Source organism: Kribbella italica (assembly GCF_014205135.1).
Taxonomy (GTDB): domain Bacteria; phylum Actinomycetota; class Actinomycetes; order Propionibacteriales; family Kribbellaceae; genus Kribbella; species Kribbella italica.
This window is the reverse complement of sequence record NZ_JACHMY010000001.1, coordinates 5,882,377-5,903,579: the sequence shown is the minus strand read 5'-3', so window position 1 is coordinate 5,903,579 and position 21,203 is coordinate 5,882,377. Positions and strand designations below refer to the sequence as shown.

The 21,203-nt window shown below is 70.0% G+C and carries 21 protein-coding genes; 16 read left to right on the top strand and 5 right to left on the bottom strand.

Annotated elements, in window-relative coordinates; translation table 11 throughout:
- Window positions 1–105 precede the first annotated feature (105 nt).
- From HDA39_RS27495 to HDA39_RS27485, 3 genes are read left to right on the top strand one after another with little or no spacing between them, the layout of a single operon-like run.
- Window positions 106–1,179, top strand: coding sequence for a FecCD family ABC transporter permease (locus HDA39_RS27495; RefSeq protein ID WP_184799935.1), 1,074 nt, complete (start codon window positions 106–108; stop codon window positions 1,177–1,179).
- Window positions 1,179–2,228: a FecCD family ABC transporter permease gene (locus HDA39_RS27490; protein ID WP_184799932.1), complete on the top strand. Its 1,050-nt coding sequence runs from the start codon at window positions 1,179–1,181 to the stop codon at window positions 2,226–2,228. The genes HDA39_RS27495 and HDA39_RS27490 overlap by 1 nt, the downstream gene beginning before the upstream one ends.
- A 3-nt stretch (window positions 2,229–2,231) precedes the next feature.
- On the top strand, window positions 2,232–3,137 hold the full coding sequence (locus tag HDA39_RS27485; protein WP_184799930.1) for an ABC transporter ATP-binding protein: 906 nt from the start codon (window positions 2,232–2,234) through the stop codon (window positions 3,135–3,137).
- On the opposite strand, the gene HDA39_RS27480 is transcribed toward HDA39_RS27485, so the two are convergent.
- The 3 genes from HDA39_RS27480 to HDA39_RS27470 all read right to left on the bottom strand — a co-directional run bounded on the left by HDA39_RS27480 (window position 3,138) and on the right by HDA39_RS27470 (window position 5,228).
- Window positions 3,138–3,749, bottom strand: a complete 612-nt coding sequence (locus HDA39_RS27480; RefSeq protein WP_184799928.1) for a DUF2238 domain-containing protein — start codon at window positions 3,747–3,749, stop codon at window positions 3,138–3,140.
- Between the two features lie 106 nt (window positions 3,750–3,855).
- Window positions 3,856–4,227 (bottom strand): FKBP-type peptidyl-prolyl cis-trans isomerase, encoded by a 372-nt coding sequence (locus HDA39_RS27475; RefSeq protein WP_184799926.1) that lies wholly within the window; start codon window positions 4,225–4,227, stop codon window positions 3,856–3,858.
- Window positions 4,228–4,352: 125 nt separating this feature from the next.
- A complete protein-coding gene (locus tag HDA39_RS27470; protein ID WP_184799924.1) occupies window positions 4,353–5,228 on the bottom strand; it encodes an alpha/beta fold hydrolase in 876 nt (291 codons plus the stop codon).
- Window positions 5,229–5,335: 107 nt separating this feature from the next.
- Between HDA39_RS27470 and HDA39_RS27465 the strand changes: the two genes are divergently transcribed.
- The 10 genes from HDA39_RS27465 (at window position 5,336) to HDA39_RS27420 (ending at window position 17,146) form a co-directional block, all read left to right on the top strand.
- On the top strand, window positions 5,336–6,076 hold the full coding sequence (locus HDA39_RS27465; RefSeq protein ID WP_238356163.1) for a hypothetical protein: 741 nt from the start codon (window positions 5,336–5,338) through the stop codon (window positions 6,074–6,076).
- Window positions 6,077–6,099: 23 nt separating this feature from the next.
- A complete protein-coding gene (locus HDA39_RS27460; protein WP_337925913.1) occupies window positions 6,100–8,283 on the top strand; it encodes a DEAD/DEAH box helicase in 2,184 nt (727 codons plus the stop codon).
- A 36-nt stretch (window positions 8,284–8,319) separates the two neighbouring features.
- Window positions 8,320–9,597, top strand: coding sequence for a phosphoribosylamine--glycine ligase (gene purD / locus HDA39_RS27455; protein ID WP_184799922.1), 1,278 nt, complete (start codon window positions 8,320–8,322; stop codon window positions 9,595–9,597).
- A 284-nt stretch (window positions 9,598–9,881) separates the two neighbouring features.
- Entirely contained in the window at window positions 9,882–11,318 is a 1,437-nt protein-coding gene (locus HDA39_RS27450) for an alpha/beta hydrolase fold domain-containing protein (RefSeq protein ID WP_184799920.1), read from the top strand.
- A gap of 43 nt (window positions 11,319–11,361) precedes the next feature.
- Window positions 11,362–12,798 (top strand): adenylosuccinate lyase, encoded by a 1,437-nt coding sequence (gene purB / locus HDA39_RS27445; protein ID WP_184799918.1) that lies wholly within the window; start codon window positions 11,362–11,364, stop codon window positions 12,796–12,798.
- A 3-nt stretch (window positions 12,799–12,801) separates the two neighbouring features.
- Complete coding sequence (locus HDA39_RS27440) at window positions 12,802–13,158, top strand: hypothetical protein (RefSeq protein ID WP_184799916.1); 357 nt, start codon at window positions 12,802–12,804, stop codon at window positions 13,156–13,158.
- Window positions 13,158–13,559, top strand: a complete 402-nt coding sequence (locus HDA39_RS27435; RefSeq protein WP_184799914.1) for a hypothetical protein — start codon at window positions 13,158–13,160, stop codon at window positions 13,557–13,559. The genes HDA39_RS27440 and HDA39_RS27435 overlap by 1 nt, the downstream gene beginning before the upstream one ends.
- Before the next feature lie 67 nt (window positions 13,560–13,626).
- Window positions 13,627–14,844, top strand: coding sequence for a bifunctional glycosyltransferase family 2/GtrA family protein (locus tag HDA39_RS27430; protein WP_184799912.1), 1,218 nt, complete (start codon window positions 13,627–13,629; stop codon window positions 14,842–14,844).
- Complete coding sequence (locus tag HDA39_RS27425; RefSeq protein ID WP_184799910.1) at window positions 14,844–16,847, top strand: ArnT family glycosyltransferase; 2,004 nt, start codon at window positions 14,844–14,846, stop codon at window positions 16,845–16,847. Before HDA39_RS27430 ends, HDA39_RS27425 begins: the two co-directional genes overlap by 1 nt.
- 2 nt (window positions 16,848–16,849) lie before the next feature.
- Entirely contained in the window at window positions 16,850–17,146 is a 297-nt protein-coding gene (locus HDA39_RS27420; protein WP_184799908.1) for a hypothetical protein, read from the top strand.
- Between the two features lie 20 nt (window positions 17,147–17,166).
- Here HDA39_RS27420 and HDA39_RS43850 read toward each other — a convergent pair whose 3' ends face one another.
- On the bottom strand, window positions 17,167–17,748 hold the full coding sequence (locus HDA39_RS43850) for a TetR/AcrR family transcriptional regulator (protein ID WP_184799906.1): 582 nt from the start codon (window positions 17,746–17,748) through the stop codon (window positions 17,167–17,169).
- Between the two features lie 46 nt (window positions 17,749–17,794).
- Here HDA39_RS43850 and HDA39_RS27410 point away from each other — a divergent pair, with 46 nt between their 5' ends.
- On the top strand, window positions 17,795–18,862 hold the full coding sequence (locus HDA39_RS27410) for an FAD-dependent monooxygenase (RefSeq protein WP_184799904.1): 1,068 nt from the start codon (window positions 17,795–17,797) through the stop codon (window positions 18,860–18,862).
- Entirely contained in the window at window positions 18,859–19,734 is an 876-nt protein-coding gene (locus HDA39_RS27405; RefSeq protein WP_184799902.1) for a phosphoribosylaminoimidazolesuccinocarboxamide synthase, read from the top strand. The genes HDA39_RS27410 and HDA39_RS27405 overlap by 4 nt, the downstream gene beginning before the upstream one ends.
- A 10-nt stretch (window positions 19,735–19,744) precedes the next feature.
- On the opposite strand, the gene HDA39_RS27400 is transcribed toward HDA39_RS27405, so the two are convergent.
- Complete coding sequence (locus HDA39_RS27400) at window positions 19,745–20,233, bottom strand: hypothetical protein (RefSeq protein WP_184799900.1); 489 nt, start codon at window positions 20,231–20,233, stop codon at window positions 19,745–19,747.
- A gap of 420 nt (window positions 20,234–20,653) precedes the next feature.
- Between HDA39_RS27400 and HDA39_RS27395 the strand changes: the two genes are divergently transcribed.
- Window positions 20,654–21,064: a peptidase inhibitor family I36 protein gene (locus HDA39_RS27395; protein ID WP_184799899.1), complete on the top strand. Its 411-nt coding sequence runs from the start codon at window positions 20,654–20,656 to the stop codon at window positions 21,062–21,064.
- Window positions 21,065–21,203: the final 139 nt, after the last annotated feature.

Genomic DNA, 21,203 nt, shown 5'->3' with positions numbered 1-21,203 from the left:
GGAAAGTAGTGACAAAGCAGGGGTCCCCAGATGCGTCCCGGTGGCGAGCGGGCTATTCTGAGGCGTCTAGAGGTAAGCCTTACCTAAGAGGATCCCAAAAGTCCAATGACCTCGCCGCCTGCCGCCGTCACCAGGCCGGCCACCCCCAGCAAGGACAGCGCGAAACGCCGTCCGCCCGTCCGCCGGACCACTCTGGTCGCCGGGCTGCTGGTGGCTGTCCTGCTCCTGCTGGTGGTCTGTCTGCTCAGCATCGCCGTCGGATCGAAACAGATCCCGCTCGGTACGGTGCTCGACGCCCTCCGCCACTACGACGAGACGAACACCGACCACGTGATCGTCCACTCTCTCCGCATCCCGAGGACACTGATCGGTTTGCTGGTCGGAGCCGCGCTCGGCCTGTCCGGCGCGCTGATGCAGGGCGTCACCCGCAACCCGCTGGCCGACCCCGGCATCCTCGGCGTGAACGGCGGCGCCGCGCTCTTCGTTGTCGGCGGCATCTACTGGTTCGGCCTGACCAGCCTGACGGCGTACGTCTGGCTCGCCTTCGCCGGAGCCGCGGCCGCTTCGGTCGCGGTCTACACGCTCGGCTCGCTCGGCCGCGAAGGCGCGACCCCGGTCAAGCTCGCGCTGGCCGGCGCCGCCCTGACCGCGATGCTCGGCTCGCTGACCACCGCGCTGCTGATCGGCGACGTGGACACCTTCGACCAGTTCCGGTTCTGGTCGGTCGGCTCGCTGGCCGGTCGTGGCTCGGACATCGCCGGCCAGGTCGCGCCGTTCATCCTGATCGGCATCGTGCTCGCCCTGGTCTCCGGCCGCCTGCTGAACGCGCTGTCCCTCGGCGACGACGTGGCCCGCTCGCTCGGCCAGCGGGTCGGCCTGGCCCGGCTGTTCACCGCGGTCACCGTCGTGCTGCTCTGCGGCGCGGCGACCGCGGCCGCCGGACCGATCGGTTTCATCGGCCTGACCATCCCGCATGTGGCCCGCCTGATCACCGGCCCGGACTACCGCTGGATCCTGCCGTACTCGATGATCCTGGCCCCGATCCTGCTGCTCGGCTCCGACGTGGTCGGCCGGATCGTCGCCCAGCCCGGTGAGCTCCAGGTCGGCATCGTCACCGCCGTGATCGGCGCGCCGTTCTTCATCGCCCTGGTCCGCCGCCGGAAGCTGGCGGACCTCTGATGACCCAGCTCACCGATCTCACCCCGGCCCAGGTCATCACCCGGGCCCGGACCGTCCGCCAGGCCCGCAACCTGGCCGTCACGATCGTCGTCGCCGTCCTGGTCTTCGCCGCGTTCTGCGTCTCGCTGTCGCTCGGGGACTTCAAGATCCCGGTGATCGACGTGGTGAAGACCCTGTTCGGCCAAGGGGACAAGGCGACCGAGTTCATCGTCAACCGGCTCCGCCTGCCGCGGGCGCTGACCGCGCTGCTGGTTGGCGCCGCGCTCGGTATGTCCGGTGCGATCTTCCAGAGCATCGCCCGGAACCCGCTGGCCAGCCCTGACATCATCGGCGTCACGTACGGCGCCAGCGCGTTCGCGGTGTTCGCGATCGTCACGCTCGGGCTGACCGGGCCGGCCGTGGCCGGGATGGCGATCCTCGGCGCGCTGCTGACCGCGTTCACGATGTACGTCCTGGCCTGGCGGCGCGGGGTATCGAGCTACCGGCTGATCCTGGTCGGGATCGGCATCGGCGCGATCGCGACCAGCGTCACGTCGTACCTGCTGACCAAGGCCCGGGTCGAGATCGCGCAGCAGGCGCTGATCTGGCTGACCGGCAGCCTGAACGGGCGGGACTGGTCGCACGTCCGCACGATGGCGATCACGCTGGTGGTGCTCGCGCCGTTCGTGGTGGTGCTCGTGCACCGGCTGCGGATCCTGCAGCTCGGCGACGAGACGGCGTACGGGCTGGGCCTGCGGGTCGAGGGCTCGCGGCTCGGGCTGATCGTGATCGCCGTCCTGATGGCCGCGGTCGCGACGGCGGCGGCGGGGCCGATCGGGTTCGTCGCCTTCGTGGCGCCGCCGATCGCGCGCCGGCTGACCCGGTCGCCCGGTCCGGCGATGGTCGCGTCGGCGCTGATCGGCGCGCTCGTGGTGGCGCTGTCGGACCTGATCGCGCAGCACGCCTTCGGTGAGACCCAGCTGCCCGTCGGTGTGGTCACCGGTGTGGTCGGCGCGCCGTACCTGATGTTCCTGCTGGCCCGGTCGAACCGGGTGGGGAGTGGTGGTTGAGAGATGGAGAACCCTGTGGAACACAGCCTTTCCGCCAATGATCTGGCGGTCGGTTACGACCAGCGCGAGATCATCCACGACCTGTCGGTGCGGATCCCGACCGGCAGGATCACGGTGATCGTCGGGGCGAACGCGTGCGGCAAGTCGACGCTGCTGAAGACGCTGGCCCGGCTGCTGAAGCCGTCCCGGGGCACGGTGATGCTGGACGGCAAGAGCATCCAGCAGGTGTCCACCCGCGAGGTCGCGACCAAGCTCGGGCTGCTCCCTCAGTCGCCGACCGCACCGGAGGGGATCACCGTCGCCGACCTGGTCGGTCGCGGGCGGTACCCGCACCAGGGCTGGATCCGGCAGTGGACCAAGGCCGACGACGAGGCGGTCGCCGCCGCGATGATCTCGACCGACGTGCTGGAGATCGCCGACCGGCCGATCGACGAGCTGTCCGGCGGTCAGCGCCAGCGGGTCTGGATCGCGATGGCGCTGGCCCAGGAGACCGGGATCCTGCTGCTCGACGAGCCGACCACGTTCCTCGACCTGACCCACCAGTTCGAGGTGCTCGACCTGCTGGTCGACCTGAACCGGAGCGAGGAGCGGACGATCGTCCTGGTCCTGCACGACCTGAACCAGGCCTGCCGCTTCGCCGACCACCTGATCGCGATGAAGGACGGCGCGATCGTCTGCGAGGGCAACCCGCGCGAGGTGATCACCGAGCAGATCGTCGAGGACGTCTTCGGGCTGTCGGTGAAGATCATCCCGGACCCGGTCGCCGGTACGCCGATGGTCGTGCCGATCGGGCGGCACACGACCCGCGAGGACAAGCCGGCGGCCGCCGTACAGGACACGAATCCTGCGGCCAGAGCGTTGGCTGCCAGTGCTCTGGCCAACGGCATCTGCAGACCGACCGACAGATAGTCAGTTTCTCCTGGTCTGGAACACGATCAGTCCGGCCAGCAGAGCACCCAACGTCCCCAACGCCATATCCCCGAGCGTGTCCGTGTACGCCGACTGCAGCTCGGCGGAGTGCCGGATGAACGCGTAGTACTCGCCGACCTCCCACACCACCGCGGCCGTCGCTCCGAAGCCCAGGGCAACGAACGCGGTCAGCCCACGCGACAGCGGCCGCGGCGCGAACGCGAGCAGTACGCCGGCCGTCAGCAGTCCCCAGAGCACGAAGTGCATCGCGTCGTCCCACCACGGCACGGTGTCGAACAGGTTCAGCCGGTTGCCGACCAGGTCGACGAACCACGGCAGCGTCATCAGCAGATCGGCCGTCCACGGGAAGCGCCGGTGCAGCTTCGACCGGGTCCGCCCGGAGGCCCACCACCACAGTGGCAGCACCATCGCGCCGATCGGGTAGACGATCAGGCGGGCGGTCGACGCCTTGCCCTTGATCCCGCTCAGGTCCGGCCAGATCAGGGCCGTCAGCAACAACAGGAACAGGGCCGCCTTGACCGCCAGGGCGGCGTACCGGACCCAGCCCGCGGTCCGCGTCGTCGGGACAGAGGTGGCAACCATCGTCGTCATGCCTCCCAGTCAAACTTCTCCGGGCGGCTGGGCGAATCGGTAGGACTACGCAGAAAGCCCCCGGGTGCGTCGATTGTGACGCACCCGGGGGCTGTGGAACGGTAGGTCAGCTGACGCTGATCAGGTCGACGACGAAGATCAGGGTCTCGCCGGGCTTGATCGCGTTGCCCGCGCCGCGGTCGCCGTAGCCCAGGTGCGGCGGGATGACCAGCTTGCGGCGGCCACCCACCTTCATGCCCTGGACGCCGGTGTCCCAGCCCTGGATGACCTGGCCGACGCCGAGCTGGAAGGCCAGCGGCGCGCCGCGGTTGTACGACGCGTCGAACTCCTCGCCGGTCGAGTGGGCCACGCCCACGTAGTGCACGTTGACGCGGGAGCCGGCCTTGGCCTCGTCGCCGTCGCCCTCGGTGATGTCGGTGATCTCCAGATCCACCGGCGGCGGGCCGTCCGGAAAGTCGATCTCAGGCTTGTCAGTCATGTGACCAGCTAAGCAGATCGGTGAACGTGCACCACTCACTAACCCCGTCTTGGGCCGTTTCCGGAGCCGCCGCCACGCCTGGCCGGGCGTGGCGGCGGGTGGTTGGTGAGTGGTGCACGTCCGCCTCAGGCGTCCAGGACCTCGCGGAGCTTGCCGGCGAAGGCCTCGGGCTGCCCCGCCATGCCGCCGCCGTACTCGTCGCCGAGGAAGCCGCCGTGGTTCGACGGGAAGACCACCGGCGTGAGCCCGAGCCGCGCGGCGATCGCCTCGCCGCCGCGGCGGGCCAGCTGCGTGTTCGACTCCTCGCCCACCGCGACCACCAACCGGTCGGTTGCTCGCGCCAGCGCGGCCTCGTCCGGCAGGTACGACGTACAGCCGCGCAGGTTCTGCGCGATCAGCGAGTCGTCGCGGTTGCCGTCGTCCTCGCTCGGCAGGCCGAACATCGCCGGGTCCGGCGCCGGCTGCTTCAGGTAGTCCTCGGTGAACTCGCCCTCGAAGCTGGTGATCGCGATGAACTTGGCCATCGCCTGGCCCATGCCCTCGCGCTGGTAGGTCTGGTAGATGTCCTCGGTCGCGGCCAGCGCGTACTCGGAGTCCGGGATCAGCCCGGCCAGCGGCGGCTCGTGCGCGACGGCCCGGCGTACGAGGTCGGGTCGCTGCGCCAGCAGGGCGAGTGCGTTGACCGCGCCGCCGCTGCTCGCGAACAGGTCGACCGGGCCCGCGTCGAGCGTCCCGATCAGCTTGACCAGGTCCGCGGCGTGCTGGTCCGGCGAGAGCTCGCCGCCGCCATCCGTACGGGTGCTCCGCTCGACGCCGCGTGGGTCGTAGGTGACCACGGTCCGGTCCTCGAAGTGCGACGCCAGCGTCGGGAACCCGCTCGCGCCCATCGGCGAACCGATCAGCAGCAGCACCGGCCGCTCGCGAGCGGCGAGGTCGCCACGGACGTCGTAGGTGAGAACGGCCCCCGGTACGTCGAGCGTGTGGCTGGCAGGTTCCGGCATGGCAACTCCTCGGTTGGCGACCGCGGTCGGGTCGTGATGTTGCGGAGACTAGACCGGAACGGCGATGGTGCGGAAGGTGCCCCTCTGCGCGATTAGCGTCGATCTTCATGCGGAGAAAACTTGCTGTACTCACGGTGGCCGCCGGACTGCTCGCCGCAGTCGGCGCGGTCGCGGTCAACCGGCCTTCCGAAGCCTCCACGGCCGCACCGGTGGCGGAGAACTACGGTCAGTACACGCTGATGTTCGAGCGCTCGGCCGGCCAGTACTGGGCCGGTGGAAGTGCTGCGGGGCAGTGGTCCTGGAGCCCGCTCAGCGCGACCGTTTCGGACATCTCCTGGGGTGACCCGAAGGCCTGGCCGCCGAAGAACGCCGAACGCTTCGTCAAGTCCGGCGACTGGGTCCTGCTCGACGGCTACAACGACGGCGCCGGCCGGCCGCTGACCCAGATCCAGCGGATGACCAGCGAGAAGATCGGCGACGCCGCCTGCAACAACCTGCAGGACCTCTCGTCGGCCGGCGGCAAACAGCACTACGCCCAGTGGACGATCCCCGCCGACGGCTACTGCATCGACGGCACCGGCACGATCAAGCCGCCGAACGGCTCCACCACCGTCAACTTCCGGCACGTCCAGAAGTGGCTCCCGCCCCACCCGTGCAGCAACGCCGACTTCCCCGGCCAGACCTGCATCACCCAGGTCGAGCAGTGGTGGGACGACAACAACCACCCGTACTCGCTCCAGCTCGACCGCTCCATCGAGCTCGCGCGCGGCCTCGGCATGGCCTTCACGAACCGCACCACGGTCCCGGTCAACTGGAACGCCGACGGCCGGTACTACTGGCACTACTGACCCCGGGCGATGAGACTGGGGCGGTGAGCGAGTCACCCGACGTCGATCGGATGCGGTCGAGCGTCGGGAAACCCGCGCGGCGGCTGATCCAGCGCATCTCGGCCCTGCAGGCCCGGACCGAGGAACTGGTCGAGCGGCCCGCGCTGCTCCGGGAGCAGGCGCGGGACCAGCTGCGGTCGCTGACTCGGCGGCAGGTCCAGAGCGAGCTGGACGGGCTGCCGGTGTCGTCGCTGCAGGAGGTCGTGGGGGCGCGGTTCGCCGGCGTACTGGAGGAGGCTCGGTACGCGACGATCGGGCGGCTGGTCGGGGTGTCCGACGAGGAGCTCGTCGCGCTGCCGGGGATCGGGCCGAAGACGGCGTCGAAGATCAGTGCCGCGGTGCGGACCGTGGTGGCGGACGTTTCCGGATCCTCGCGGTTCCGGTTCTCGCCGGACCACCCGGATGCTCAGCAGGAGAAGCTGCTGGCGACGTTGGCCGCCGTACGGCGTGCTGATGCCGCGGCGGCGGAGCTGATCGGGCCGGCGCGGGAGATGGCGAGTACGGCGCGATCGTTGCTGGACGCCGCGGGGCCGGCGCGGGGGCGGTTGCGGTTGTGGCTGACCGGGCGGGAGAAGAAGCGGGCCGCGCTGGAGGCGTTGAGCCGGCTCGAGGTGATCGACTCGCATCCCCGGACCGCTTGGCTGGAAGGGGAACTGGCGCGGCACGCCGGGGTTGTTGCTGACGACAACGGATTGTGGGACGACTACGCGGCGGACGCGGCGTCGTACAACGCGATCTTGTCGACGGTCGGCGAGGTCGAGCTCGAGGACGAAGCCGCTCAGGGATTCATCCCGGAGGAGCTGCGGCAGCGGATCACGGCGGTGCCGCTGGACACGTCGCTGATCAAGTCGACGTTGCGGGGGTACCAGGTGTTCGGGGCGCAGTACCTGATCCACCAGGAGCGGTCGATCCTCGGGGACGAGATGGGCCTGGGCAAGACGATCCAGGCGCTGGCCGCGGCGGCGCATCTCGCGGCGCGTGGGCAGCAACGGTTCCTGGTGGTGTGCCCGGCGAGTGTGCAGATGAACTGGCTGAACGAGATCGCCAAGCACACGCGATTGCAGGCGCACAACCTGCACGGCACCGGGCGCGAGGGCGTCGCCCAGCGGTGGTTGCGCGACGGCGGCGTCGCGGTGACGACCTTCGGCACCCTGGGGAGCCTCGAGACGGTGGAGGTCGCTCTGCTGATCGTCGACGAGGCCCACTACGTGAAGAACCCGAAGGCCCGCCGTTCGAAGGTCGTCGTCACGGCCATCGGCGCCGCCCAGCGCGTCGTCTTTCTCACCGGTACGCCGATGGAGAACCGCGTCGACGAGTTCCGCACGTTGGTCTCCCACCTGCAGCCCGTGACCGCAAAGGGGCTCAAGGCAACAGATGCCATCGCCGGGGCCAAACAGTTCCGCCGTGCGGTCGCTCCGGTCTACCTGCGCCGCAACCAGGAAGATGTGCTCACCGAACTCCCCGAGAAGATCGAGATCGACGACTGGGTCCTGCCCGGGGCCGCCGATCAGACGGCGTACGTCGCCGCCGTCCGCTCCGGCAACCTGATGCGGATGCGCCAGGCCGCCTTCGAGACCTCGACGTCCGCCAAGCTCGAACGCATCGCCGAAATCGTCGAAGAAGCCCGCGAGGACGGCCGCAAGGTCATCGTCTTCTCCTTCTTCCTGAACGTCCTCGACCGCATCCAGCAATCCATCGCCCCCACCGCCGGCTCGATCCGCGGCGCCGTCCCACCCGCCGAACGCCAACGCCTCATCGACACCTTCACCGCGGCCCCCGGCCACGCCGTACTCCTCAGCCAGATCGAAGCCGGCGGCGTCGGCCTCAACGTCCAGGCCGCCTCGATCGTCATCCTGGCCGAGCCCCAGTGGAAACCCAGCACCGAAGACCAAGCCATCGCCAGAGCCCACCGCATGGGCCAGATCCGCACGGTCCAGGTCCACCGCCTGCTGGCCAAGGACACCGTGGACGAACGCATCCGCGAAGTCCAGGAGAACAAACGCCTCCTCTTCGACGAGTACGCCCGCAAGAGCGACGCCAAGAACCTGGACCCCCGAGCCGTCGACACCCTCAACCACCTCACCGACGACTCCCGGCCCCTCCAAGACCGAGTAGTCCAAGCCGAACAACACCGCCTGGGCATTTCCCCGGTCCAGGACAGTCTGTAGACCGGGAGCTCTCGGGGTGCACTAGGCTCATGGCCCGTGAAGGTTCTCGTTGTCGGCTCTGGTGGCCGTGAGCACGCACTGGTCTGGGCGTTGAGTCAGGATCCCGACGTCGCGCAGGTGGTGGCGGCCCCGGGGAACCCTGGGATCGCCGCGTTGCGCCCGGCGTACGACGGGCAAACGATCGTTTGCCGACCGGTGGACATCTCTGACCACGATGCGGTCGTCGCGCTGGCGACGGAGTTCGGCACCGATCTGGTCGTCGTCGGGCCCGAGGTCCCGCTGGTCGCGGGGGTCGCCGATCCGCTGCGCGCGGCCGGGATCGCGGTCTTCGGGCCGTCCAAGGAGGCGGCGCAGCTCGAGGGGTCGAAGGCGTTCGCGAAGGACGTGATGGCCGCCGCGAGCGTGCCGACCGGCCGGGCGTACGTCTGCAAGACGCCCGAGCAGGCCGCGGAGGCGATCGACGCGTTCGGTCCGCCGTACGTCGTGAAGGACGATGCGCTTGCCGCCGGCAAGGGTGTGGTGGTGACCTCGGACCGCGCGGAGGCGCTCGCGCACGCGGCCGAGTGCGGGCAGGTGCTGATCGAGGAGTTCCTCGACGGTCCGGAGGTGTCGCTGTTCGCGATCACCGACGGGACGACGGTGCTGCCGATGCAGCCGGCCCAGGACTTCAAGCGGCTCGGCGACAACGACGAAGGCCCGAACACGGGTGGCATGGGCGCGTACACACCGTTGCCCTGGGCCCCGGACAAGCTGGTCGAGGAGATCACCGAGAAGGTGCTCCAGCCGACGGTCGACGAGATGCGACGTCGTGGTACGCCGTTCAGCGGTCTCCTGTACGCCGGACTGGCGCTGACCAGCCGCGGCGTGCGTGTGATCGAATTCAACTGCCGCTTCGGTGACCCGGAGACGCAGGCGCTGCTGCCGCTGCTGAAGACGCCGCTCGGTGGTGTCCTGCACGCCGCCGCGACCGGCAAGCTGGCCGACGCCGAGCCGCTGGCATGGAAGAGCGGTTCCGCCGTCGCGGTCGTGGTCGCGGCGAAGAAGTACCCCGCCAAGCCGCGCAGCGGCGACGCGATCGCCGGGATCGACCAGGCCGAGGCCGGCAACGTCCGGGTCTTCCACGCGGGCACGAGCCAGGACGGCGAGGAGCTCGTCACTTCCGGTGGACGGGTTCTCGCGGTCAGCGCGACGGGCAAGGACCTCGACGAGGCGCGGCAGCGCGCGTACGCCGGAGTCGGCCAGATCCGGATCAAGGGCTCGCAGCACCGCACGGACATCGCACTCAAGGCGGCCCGGGGCGAGATCACCGTCTGAGTCCGCGCGTGGTGCAGGAAGCCTGGCCGGCGCCGGGACCGTCGCCTGTGGCCGAGGCCGCTGCGGCGCAGTTGTAGCCGAGGGGGTTTCGGCGGGCGGGCTGAGGCTAGCGCGGTGAATTGCGCACCGTCGTCGACGTCACGATCGAGCTCGCGGCGCAGGCCCGGGCCAACGAGTTTCGGTTGCTCGATCCACCGGCTTGTCCGGGCCGGGGCTGGCGCGGTGGATTGCGCAACGTCGTCAATCCACCGGCCGCTCGGCGCCGGGGCTGTTCGACTGACCCCATGCGTACACCAACCACCTCGGCGGCTGTGGCCGCTCAGCTGATTCGCGCCGATCGGCAACGCCTGCTGAATCTTGTCGTCGGTTTGCCGGAAGAGCGCCTCCGGGCGCCGTACGGCGTGGCCGATGGGCCGCTCGGGCACTTCTGCGACTCCCTGCACGATCTGGTCGCGCACATCGCGATGTGGGACGAGATCACGCTCGCTGTCCTGCGGGAGGACGCGGCCGGGCGCCGGCACTGGAGTCTGGAGGCCGCGTGGGAGACGGCCGAGGCCGGGAGCGCGCTGAACATTGGCGGCGTCGAGGCTGGGCGTCACGTCTCGTCGGCCCTGCTGGTGGAGCGGCTGGCGACTGTGGTCGACGCGTTGGTTGCTGAGATCACCGCGTACGACGAAGCCGCGTGGCAGGGCCAGGCCGCGGCAGAGGACTTCGACGGCAGCGTCGGGGCGCTGGCCGAGTACGCAGCGTCGCCGCCTGGCGGGCTGCCGTACGGACATGTCGCCAAGCACCTCGGAGCCATCGAGGAGGTCGTGGATCCGCGGTTCGGGCCGGAGACCGATGCTCTGCTGGCGCGGTTCGCTGCCGCGCCGCAGGACGACGAGACCGACCAGTACAAGGCCCTGCTTCGGGATCGGGAGGAGCTCCCCGACCCCGAGCTCGCCGGAGTCACCCACCCGGCGGCCCGGGTGACCGACCTCCAGCTGGAGCTGCCCGGGCGGACCCTGCAGGCGCGCCTCTACCGCCCGGAGACCGACGAGCCGCGGCCGGTCCTGCTGTGGTTGCACGGCGGCGAGTTCATCGGTGGGGACCTGCGCGACATCGAGTACGCCGCCTCCGGGATCGCCGTACGCGGGGACGTCGTCGTGGTGTCGCTCAGCTACCGACTGGCGCCCGAAAACCCTTACCCAGCAGGGCTCGAGGACGTCGTCGACACACTGACCTGGTTGCGTGAGAACGTAGACGAGCGGACTCTCGTCGGCGGTCAGAGCGCGGGCGCGGCACTCGCGGCCGGTGCCTGCCTGAGAGCGGCAGCACTCGGCCTGCCGATGCCTGAGCGTCAGGTGCTCTGCTACCCGAGCCTCGACTTCGACCAGGACACCGAGTCGGCAAGGCTGTTCGACGGGGTGTTCTTGAGCACCAAGCCGGGCTGGGCCGACGAGGTGTATTTCCCACCAGGTGAGCTGCCCGCGACCGCCGTCCCGCTGCGCGCCGACGATCTGAGCCGGCAACCGCCGGCGCTGATCCTCGCCGCCGGGCGTGATCCGCTGCGCGACGACGCCCGCGGGTACGCGACCCGGCTGGCCCAGGCCGGCGTACCGGTGAGACTCGTCGAGTACGCCGACACGATGCACGCGTTCCTGAACTTCCCGGCCGCGCTGTCGGCCGGGCGGCGGGCGGTCGAGCTGATCGGCGACGACCTCCGGGCCGCGGTGCGCTGAGACCCAGTACGGGGCGGTTCGCCGTACCAGGGAGAATGGGGCCGTGCCGAACTCCAGCAAGCCCCGGATCCCGAACGTTCTCGCCGCGCGTTACGCCAGCCTGTCGATGGCCGAGCTGTGGTCGCCGGAGCACAAGATCGTGCTCGAGCGGCAGCTGTGGCTGGCCGTGCTGAGCGCGCAGAAGGACTTCGGCGTAGACGTCCCGGACGGGGTCCTGGAGGACTACCGCCGGGTGCTGGACCAGGTCGACCTGGGGTCGATCGCGGAGCGTGAGCGGGTCACCCGGCACGACGTGAAGGCCCGGATCGAGGAGTTCAACGCGCTCGCCGGGCACGAGCACATCCACAAGGGCATGACGTCGCGCGACCTCACCGAGAACGTCGAGCAGCTGCAGATCCGGGCCGGGCTGGAGCTGGTCCGGGACCGCGCGGTCGCGACGGCGGTGCAGCTCGGCCAGAAGGCGGCCGAGCACGCGGCGCTGGTGATGACCGGCCGGTCGCACAACGTCGCCGCGCAGGCGACGACGCTCGGCAAGCGGTTCGCCTCGGCGGCCGACGAGCTGCTGGTGGCGATCGCGCGGCTGGAGGAGCTGATCGAGCGGTACCCGCTGCGCGGGATCAAGGGCCCGGTCGGTACGTCGCAGGACATGCTGGACCTGTTCGGCGGGCAGGACAAGCTGCTGGCCGGGCTGGAGTCGGAGGTCGCCCAGCACCTGGGCTTCCGCCGTACGCTCACCAGCGTCGGTCAGGTCTACCCGCGCTCCCTCGACTACGAGGTGGTCACCGCGCTCGTGCAGCTGGCGTCCGGGCCGTCGAGCCTGGCGACCACGATCCGGCTGATGGCTGGGCACGAGCTGGTCACCGAGGGCTTCAAGGAGGGCCAGGTCGGCTCGTCCGCGATGCCGCACAAGATGAACACCCGGTCCTGCGAGCGGGTCAACGGGCTCGCGGTGATCCTGCGCGGGTACGCGTCGATGGCCGGCGAGCTGGCCGGCAACCAGTGGAACGAGGGTGACGTCTTCTGTTCCGTCGTACGGCGAGTGGCGCTGCCGGACGCGTTCTTCGCGCTGGACGGGCTGTTCGAGACGTTCCTGACCGTGCTGGCCGAGTTCGGTGTGTACCCGGCGGTCGTGGACCGGGAGCTGGAGCGGTACCTGCCGTTCCTGACCTCGACGAAGATCCTGATGGCCGCGGTGAAGAACGGTGTCGGCCGGGAGACCGCGCACGAGGTGATCAAGGAGCACGCCGTCGCCACCGCGCTCGACCTGCGCAAGGGCCTGGCCGCCAACGACCTGTTCCACCGCCTCGGCGCCGACGGCCGCCTCGGCCTGACCGAGGAGCAGATCGTCGGCATCGTCGGCGAGCCCCTCACCTTCACCGGCGCCGCCGTCGCCCAGGTCGACACGGTCGTCGCCAAGATCGACCAGCTGGCCAAGCGCTACCCCGAGGCCGCGGCCTACGCGCCGGGTGACATCCTCTAGCTCGTGTACGAACCGCTGACCTGGACGCTTGTCGGGTTGTCCCTTGCCGCGATGGTGTTCGCGATCGTGCTCGCGGGGCTGGACCGCCGGATCAACTGGACGCTGCTCGCGGTGCTGGGCGTGGTCGAGGTCGCGCTGGTCGCGCAGCTCGTGGTCGGGATCGTGCAGTTCGCGGGGACCGAGCGGGAGGTGTCCGGTGGGTTCTTCTTCGGCTACCTGGTCGGCGCGTTGCTGATCCTGCCGCTGGGTGCGTTGTGGGCGCTGGCGGAGAGCAGCCGCTGGGGTGCCGGGGCGCTGGCGGTCGCGTGCTTCGTGATCCCGGTGCTGGAGCTGCGCATGCACGAGATCTGGACCGCCTGATGACGGCCGCGGCCGATCCGGAGGCCACGCGGCACGGGCCGGGCCGCATCCTGATCCTCGTGTACGGCGTCTTCGCGCTGTCCGCGACCGGGCGGGCGGTCTTCCAGATCGCCAACCAGTTCGACCGGGCGCCGATCGCGTACCTGCTGTCCGCGCTGGCCGCGATCATCTACGTGCTGGCGACGTTCGCGTTGGCCAGGGCCACGCACCTGTCCCGCCGGATCGCGACGATCGCGATCGTGATCGAGCTGGTCGGGGTGGTCGGCATCGGCGCGTTCAGCTACGCCGTACCGGACGACTTCCCCGACGCGACGGTCTGGTCGCACTTCGGCCAGGGCTACGGGTTCGTCCCGCTGGTCCTCCCGGTTCTCGGCCTGCTCTGGCTGCGCCGTACGGCCTGAAGTACTCCCAGGGAACTCCCAGCCGCGCGCAGGGGCGGGCACAGGTTGAGCCGACAGCCTGGGGGACATGCAGAACTCAGGTCATCCGCGGGTCGAGATCGTCGTACCCGTTCGCAACGAGGAGTACGACCTCGGCCCGAACGTCCGGCGGCTCCGGGACTTCCTGGACACCGCCTTTCCCTTTCCGGCCGAGGTCTGCATCGCCGACAACGGCAGCACCGACGCCACCTTCGAGATCGGCACGCTGCTCGCCACCGAGCTGGCCGGCGTACGGATCGTCCGGATCGAGCAGCCGGGCCGCGGGCGGGCGCTGAAGCAGGTCTGGTCGGGCAGCTCGGCCGACGTCCTGGCCTACATGGACGTCGACCTCTCCACGAATCTGAACGCGTTGCTCCCGCTGGTCGCGCCGCTCGTGGCCGGCCACAGCGACGTCGCGATCGGGACCCGGCTGGCACGCGGTTCCCGTGTCGTACGACGGCCGAAGCGCGAGCTGATCTCGCGCGGCTACAACCTGTTGCTCAAGGCAACGCTCGGGACGCGGTTCTCGGACGCGCAGTGCGGGTTCAAGGCGATCCGGGCCGACGTCGCGGCAGAACTGCTGCCGCTGGTCGAGGACACGAGCTGGTTCTTCGACACCGAGCTGCTCGTGCTGGCCGAGCGGGCCGGACTGCGGATCCACGAGGTGCCGGTGGACTGGGTCGACGACCTGGACTCCCGGGTCGCGATCGCGCAGACGGTGGCGGACGATCTGCGGGGGATCGCCCGGCTGCACCGGACGGTCGGGCGGTTGCCACTCGAGCCTGTACGGCGGAGCTTCGGGCGTCCGGCGGTCGCTGACCCTCGTACGGCGCTGGCCGCGCGCGTGCTGCGGTTCGCGTGCGTCGGGGTGCTCAGCACGATCGCGTACGCGCTGCTCTACCTGCTGCTGCGGAACACGATGCCGGCCCAGGCCGCGAACCTGGTCGCCCTGCTGGTGACGGCCGTCGGCAACACCGCGCTGAACCGCCGGATCACGTTCGGTGTCCGCGGCATCGAGAACCGGGGCCGGCACCAGTTGCGCGGCCTCGTCACCTTCTTCATCGGGTGGAGCCTGACCGCGTCGTCGCTGTGGCTGCTGCACACGGCGGTCGCCGTACCGGCCACTGCTGTCGAGGTCACCGTGCTGACGGTCGCCAACCTGGCGGCCACGGTCGTCCGCTTCACCCTCTTCCAGAGCTGGGTCTTCGACGACGAAGCGCCCGCCCTGCCCACCTTGGAAATCCTCGAGCACAGCCGGAGCAACTGATGAGCACCCTGACCGAACCGACCACCTCCTCACCGCCGACGCGCGCCGCGAGACCGCGCGTGCTCGCGGCGTCCTCCGCGATCACCCGCGACAAGGCCCTGTACGGCGGCCTCCTGGTGCTGACCGCGATCGCCTACCTGTGGGGCCTGTCGAAGAACGGCTACGCCAACGAGTACTACGCGGCCGCGGTCCAGGCCGGGTCGACGAGCTGGAAGGCCTGGTTCTTCGGGGCGTTCGACTCCTCCAGCTTCATCACCGTGGACAAGACGCCGGCGTCGTTGTGGGTGATGGGACTGTCGGGCCGGATCTTCGGGTTCGGCGTCTGGAGCATGCTGATCCCGCAGGCGCTGATGGGCGTGGCCGGCGTCGGGTTCGTCTACGTGTCCGTACGCCGGTGGTTCTCGGCCAATGCAGGCCTGCTGGCGGGCGGGATCCTGGCGCTGACGCCGGTCGCCGTCCTGATGTTCCGGTTCAACAACCCGGACGCGTTGCTGGTGCTGCTGCTCGTCGCCGGTGCGTGGGCGGTGACGCGGGCGATCGACTCGGAGCGGTTCGCGGGGCGCTGGATGGCGCTGGCCGGGCTGCTGGTCGGGTTCGGGTTCCTGACCAAGATGCTGCAGGCGTTCCTGGTGCTGCCGGCGTTCGGGCTGGCGTACCTGATCGCCGGCCGGCCCGCGCTCGGGAAGCGGATCGTCCACAGCCTGGTCGCGCTCGGCGCGATGATCGTCGGCGCCGGGTGGTGGATCGCGGTCGTCGAACTGCTGCCGGCCTCGTCGCGGCCGTACGTCGGCGGGTCGCAGACGAACAGCATTCTCGAACTGACCTTGGGCTACAACGGACTCGGCCGGTTGACCGGCGACGAGGCCGGGTCCGTCGGCGGCGGGACCGGGAACCCCGGCTGGGGTGGGGCGACAGGGCTGCAGCGGTTGTTCGGTGGGGAGTTCGCCGGGCAGATCGCTTGGTTGTTGCCTGCGGCATTGATCGCGACGGTGGTGCTGGTGGTCGCGGCCGGGCGTTCGGCGCGGACCGACCGGACCCGGGCGTTCGCGATCCTGTGGGGCGGGTGGCTCGTCGTCACCGGGCTGGTCTTCAGCTACATGCAGGGGATCATCCACAGCTACTACATGGTGGCGCTGGCGCCGGCGATCGCGGCCTTGATCGGTGCGGCAGCGCTGGTGCTGTGGCGGCGCCGGGCCGAATGGTTGCCGCGGGCCGTCATTGCGGGTGGCGTGTTGCTGACCGCTGGCTGGAGCTTCTCGCTGTTGTCGTCGACGTCGGACTACCTGCCGTGGTTGCGCTGGACGGAGCTGGTGGTCGGCGTCGCGGCCGCGGGGGCGGTGATGGTGCTGCCGGAGCTGGGGCTGCGGCGTACGACGGCTCGGCGAGCCGGTGTGTTCGCGGGGCTGCTGCTGGTGCTGACGGCGCTGGCTGGGCCTACGGCGTACTCGGTCTCGACGATCAGCGAGGCGCATGCGGGAGCGCTGCCGTCGGCTGGACCGGCGAGTGCGGGCGGCTTCGGTGGACGCGGCGGCGGGATGGGCGGTCCGCCCGGCGGACAAGCCGGTACGGCGACGGGCGGTCCGGCGACGGGCGGTCCGGCGATGGGTGGCACCCGCGGAGGTGCCGGCGGGTTCCTGGGCGGTGGCGGGACCAGTGGAGTCTCCAGCGAGCTGGTCACCTTCCTGCAGCAGGGTGCGAACGGCTACACCTGGGCAGCGGCAGCAGTCACCGCCAACGGTGCCGCTCCTCTCCAGATCGCCGCGGAGGTTCCGGTGATGGCGATCGGCGGGTTCAACGGGACCGATCCGTCGCCGTCGCTGGCCGAGTTCCAGCAACTTGTTGCCCAGGGCAAGGTCCACTACTTCGTCGGATCCGGCGGTGGAGGCTTCGGTGGCGGCCGGGGCGGGACCACGAACGAGATCTCCACCTGGGTGCAGGAGAACTTCCAGGCCCAGACCATCGGCAGTACGACCATCTACGACCTGACGAGCAACGGAGCATGACGATGACAGAGAACCAGGCAGCACAGCCGGCCGAGGAGCCGGTGGCGGGAAGCAGGAAGATGCCCAGTGGATTGGCGCTGGCAGGCGCCGGGTCGGTGCTGGCGGTGCTGGCCTTCCTCGGTGGAACTGCGGTGGGACACGCGTGGGGAGACGGTGCTGCCGGCAACGAGCAGACGCAGTTCGGCGGGCCGGGCGGCGGTGGGATGCGGCAGTTCCCCGGAAACCAGCAGCCGGGGCAAGGCACGCAGCAGCAGGACCCCAACCAGCAACAGCAGCCGGGCCAGACTCGTACCAGTTGAGGTGATCAAGCCGCGACACGTCAGGCGGTGCGGAACCCGGCCAGCAGGGCCGCGACCGCACGGCGTACGGCGGCCTCGAACGCGTCGTCGGCCAGTGTTCGGCCGGCGCCGGCGACGCGGTCCCAGATCAGCCCGTCGAGCATCGCCGCGAACGGCCAGGCCGCCTGCTCGGGCTCGCGAATGCCGAGGTTGCCGAGGATCCCGGCGAGGTGCTCGCGCAGGACGCGGCCGCCTTGGGTGATCGCGTCGAGGAGCTCGGGCCGGCGGCCGGCTTCGAGGGACAGTTCGTAGCGCGCGAGCTGGTCCTCGGAGCGGTGGTCGGTGAGCTGCAGAACCATCGCACTCATCAGTTCGGTGGGACTACTTGGAAGATCTATGGGGGGCTGGACGGCGAGGTCGCGTTCGAGCATGCGGGTGACACAGGCCGTGAGCAGGGCGTCCCGGGTGCGGAGGTAGTACGACGTGGAGCCGGGTGGGAGGCCCGCCTCGGTGTCGACGGCTCGGTGGGTGAGGCCGCGGAGGCCGCGGGTGGCGACCAGGTGGATGGCGGCGTCGGCGATCGCGGCGCGGCGGTCGTCGCCGCGGGGAGGGTTCTTCGGCACGGCGCACACTCTACCGACCAATCCTCTACAGATGTAGAGTCAGGTCATGAGGACAGCGATCGTGGTGGGGGCGGGGATCGGGGGCGCGTCGGCGGCGGTCGGGCTCGAGCGCGCCGGGTGGCGGGTGACCGTGCTGGAGCGGGCGCCCGCGCTGGGTGAGGTCGGCGCGGGGATCTCGGTCTGGCCGTCGGCGGTGAAGGCGCTGGCCGAGCTCGGCGTCACGGGCGTGGAGAAGGCGGCCGCGGTGTCCGCGCCGGCGGGGATGCGGCGGCCGGACGGGCGCTGGGTGGTGAAGGCGTCCGCGCTGGGTGTCGAGGTGCCGGTGATGATCCACCGCGCGCGGTTGCACGAGCTGATCACGAGCCGGTTCGGGGCGGGGGTGACCGTGCGGGCGGGGGTGACGGTCGACGGCTTCGAGGACGGCGCGGTGCTGGCCGGCGGGGAGGAGTTGCGCGCGGATCTCGTCGTCGCGGCCGACGGGCTGCGGAGCGTCGTACGGGGTGCTTTGTTTCCGGCGTACGGCGGGCCGCGGTACTCCGGCTATGCGGCGTACCGGGGGATCGCCGAGGTCGAGTTGGACGACGGCGGCGGGGAGACGTGGGGTCGGGGGAGGCGGTTCGGGTTCGCCCGGCTGCTCGACGGACGGTACTACTGGTACGCGACGGAGAATCGTCCGGCCGGAGTCGTCGATGCGGATGTGTGGACGGGGTTCGGCGACTGGCACGACCCGATCCCGCAGCTCCTGAAGGCCTCGGAAACCGTGCTGCAGAACGACATCTACGACCTGAGGTTGCCGCTGGTGCCGTTCGTGCACGGCAACGTCGTGCTGCTGGGAGACGCCGCGCATGCGATGACGCCGAACCTGGGACGAGGCGCCTGCACGGCGATCGAGGACGCGGCCGCACTGCCGAGACACCTGGACGACTTGAGCGGGTACGACAGGGAGCGGCGGGCGGCAGCGACCAAGCTCGTCCGCGCCTCGCGGGTGATCGGCCGGGTCGGTCAGCTCGACAGCCGGCTGCTCTGCGGCGTACGGGACGACGTGTTCACCGTCGGCGGCAAGGTGGCCGGGGTGCTCGGGCGGAAACGGGAGATGGGAGAATCCCACGGGTGACCACTCTTCCGCAGGCTGTTGAGATCCCTGGCGCCAAGCATCTGCACTCGGGCAAGGTCCGGGATCTGTACGAGCTCGGGTCCGGCCACCTGCTGATGGTCGCGAGCGACCGGATGAGCGCGTTCGACTGGATTCTCGAGACGCCGATCCCGGACAAGGGCAAGGTGCTCACCGCGATGAGCCTGTGGTGGTTCGAGCAGCTCGACGTGCCGAACCACATCGTCTCGACCGACGTCCCGGCCGAGGTCGCCGGCCGCGCGGTGGTCTGCGAGAAGCTCGAGATGTTCCCGGTCGAGTGCGTCGCCCGTGGGTACCTGAGCGGCTCCGGCCTGCTCGACTACGCCGCGACCGGCGAGGTCTGCGGCATCCCGCTGCGGGCCGGCCTGGTCGAGGGGTCGCGCCTGGACGCGCCGATCTTCACGCCGGCGACCAAGGCCGAGCTCGGCGAGCACGACGAGAACGTGTCGTACGACGCGGTGGTGGCGACCGTCGGCGCCGAGACCGCCGGCCGGCTGCGCGACCTGACGCTGGACATCTACGCGCGGGCGCACGCGATGGCCGAGCAGCACGGCATCATCCTGGCCGACACCAAGTTCGAGTTCGGGGCCCGCGCCGACGGCACGATCGTGCTCGCCGACGAGGTGCTGACGCCCGACTCGAGCCGCTTCTGGCCGGCCTCCGAATGGGCGCCGGGCCGGCCGCAGCCGTCGTACGACAAACAGATCGTCCGCGACTGGCTGCAGTTCGAGTCCGGCTGGGACCGCGCGTCGGGCGAGGCGCCGCCGCCGCTGTCCGACGAGGTCGTCGAGCGCACGCGTTCGGCGTACATCGAGGCCTACGAGAGCCTCACCGGCCGTACGTTCACCGCCTGAGCGCTCGGCGTCAGAACAGGCCGACGCCGAGAGCCAGCGTCACGAACCGCGCCAGCCGCCCGGCCAGCACCGACAGACTGAAGGTGACCACCCCCATCCGGCTGGCGCCGGCGATCAGCGCCACGCCGTACAGCGGTGGAATCCCGACCGACGCGCTCAGCAACGTGACCGGCACTCCCCACCGCCGGTCGCTCAAGGCATCCAGCAGCCGCTTGCTGAGCTCCCGGTTCCACTGCACGAACCGCCCCCACCGGGTGTCCAGGTCGAGCGGCTTCGGCTCCTTGGACTTCTTCCCGGCGTACCCCGGCCGGTACCGCACCGCCAGAAACATCGCGATCTTCCCGATCGTCTGCCCGACCGAAACCCCGATCGCCGCCACCACCGGGTCCAGCGCCCCGCTCACCCCGACCCCGAGCACGTACGCCTCAGCGTTCAGCACCGGCACCACGGCCGACCCGATCCCGAACCCGACGGCCAACACCAACTGCCACACCCACATGCCGCCGAGCCTATGCGCACCCGCTTGACCCAGCAGGGACCCCAACCCCACCCCAGGGGTGAACCAGGGCCTCCCTCCACCGAAGCCCCAGCCCCCTTGACACCGGGGGTGGCACAACCACAGAAATGTGACGTTCGGCGACCGCGCTGCAACTTCCTGCAGTTCTCTTGCCCTGTCAAACGAGGGTTTGGTTGACTCTGTACCGAGATATTCGAGACATTTTCAGGAGGGTGCATGCGAAGGGCGCGAAAAGCTTTCCCGAGTGCATTTTCCGGGATTTCTCTGGTGGCCGGAGTCGTCGCTGTCACGGCGCAACCGGCAATTGCTGCCCGGGTGGACTCGCCGGTCCAGCGTATCGAGGGCGGCACCTGCCCGGCCAAGACCCCACAGATCTGATCGACCCACTTCGAAGGAGAGCCCATGCGAGGAGTACGGAAAGCCACGTTGAGCACGGTCGCGGGACTGCTGGTGGCGACCGGCGGACTCGTCGCCGCGACCCAGCCCGCCGCGGCGTCGCGGACGGACTGCCCGGCCAACAGAATCTGCATCTGGCACAACCAGAATTTCACCCCGACGGCGATTCCCTACGTCAAGAACGAGCCGCACCTGGGGAGCAACAGCGACGAGGCGCACTCGGTGTACAACAACGGCAGTGTCGCTTGGTTGCTGCACGACGACGACAATTACTCGCGCAGTGACACTTTCTTCTGCATCAGGGCCGGTCAGTACACGTCCGACCTCGGCCAGCCGGCGTACAAGTTCGGCGACAAAATCACCTCGATCAGCAAGCTTCCCAACAACAACTGCCCGAGCGGAGCAAAGGTCCTCTGAGCGGCTCGGCGGAGTAGTCAGGTGAAGAGACGGCGCCATCTCCTACCTTGAGAACTGGAAATTCTTGCGATGTCTCGCCGTAGGCGCGGCAGAAGCCGGAGTCCGGGGCCCCTCAACCCCGAACTCCGGCTGGTCTGTC

What these genes read in the sequence shown, in the direction of transcription:
- HDA39_RS27465 (WP_238356163.1), top strand. Translation starts at nt 5,336, where the DNA reads ATGCGGAGAAAACTTGCTGTACTCACGGTGGCCGCCGGACTGCTCGCC.
- HDA39_RS27475 (WP_184799926.1), bottom strand. Translation starts at nt 4,227, where the DNA reads ATGACTGACAAGCCTGAGATCGACTTTCCGGACGGCCCGCCGCCGGTG.
- HDA39_RS27495 (WP_184799935.1), top strand. Translation starts at nt 106, where the DNA reads ATGACCTCGCCGCCTGCCGCCGTCACCAGGCCGGCCACCCCCAGCAAG.
- HDA39_RS27435 (WP_184799914.1), top strand. Translation starts at nt 13,158, where the DNA reads ATGACGGCCGCGGCCGATCCGGAGGCCACGCGGCACGGGCCGGGCCGC.
- HDA39_RS27430 (WP_184799912.1), top strand. Translation starts at nt 13,627, where the DNA reads ATGCAGAACTCAGGTCATCCGCGGGTCGAGATCGTCGTACCCGTTCGC.
- HDA39_RS27410 (WP_184799904.1), top strand. Translation starts at nt 17,795, where the DNA reads ATGAGGACAGCGATCGTGGTGGGGGCGGGGATCGGGGGCGCGTCGGCG.
- HDA39_RS27425 (WP_184799910.1), top strand. Translation starts at nt 14,844, where the DNA reads ATGAGCACCCTGACCGAACCGACCACCTCCTCACCGCCGACGCGCGCC.
- HDA39_RS27450 (WP_184799920.1), top strand. Translation starts at nt 9,882, where the DNA reads ATGCGTACACCAACCACCTCGGCGGCTGTGGCCGCTCAGCTGATTCGC.
- HDA39_RS27400 (WP_184799900.1), bottom strand. Translation starts at nt 20,233, where the DNA reads ATGTGGGTGTGGCAGTTGGTGTTGGCCGTCGGGTTCGGGATCGGGTCG.
- HDA39_RS27480 (WP_184799928.1), bottom strand. Translation starts at nt 3,749, where the DNA reads ATGACGACGATGGTTGCCACCTCTGTCCCGACGACGCGGACCGCGGGC.
- HDA39_RS27470 (WP_184799924.1), bottom strand. Translation starts at nt 5,228, where the DNA reads ATGCCGGAACCTGCCAGCCACACGCTCGACGTACCGGGGGCCGTTCTC.
- HDA39_RS27485 (WP_184799930.1), top strand. Translation starts at nt 2,232, where the DNA reads ATGGAGAACCCTGTGGAACACAGCCTTTCCGCCAATGATCTGGCGGTC.
- HDA39_RS27420 (WP_184799908.1), top strand. Translation starts at nt 16,850, where the DNA reads ATGACAGAGAACCAGGCAGCACAGCCGGCCGAGGAGCCGGTGGCGGGA.
- HDA39_RS27395 (WP_184799899.1), top strand. Translation starts at nt 20,654, where the DNA reads ATGCGAGGAGTACGGAAAGCCACGTTGAGCACGGTCGCGGGACTGCTG.
- HDA39_RS27490 (WP_184799932.1), top strand. Translation starts at nt 1,179, where the DNA reads ATGACCCAGCTCACCGATCTCACCCCGGCCCAGGTCATCACCCGGGCC.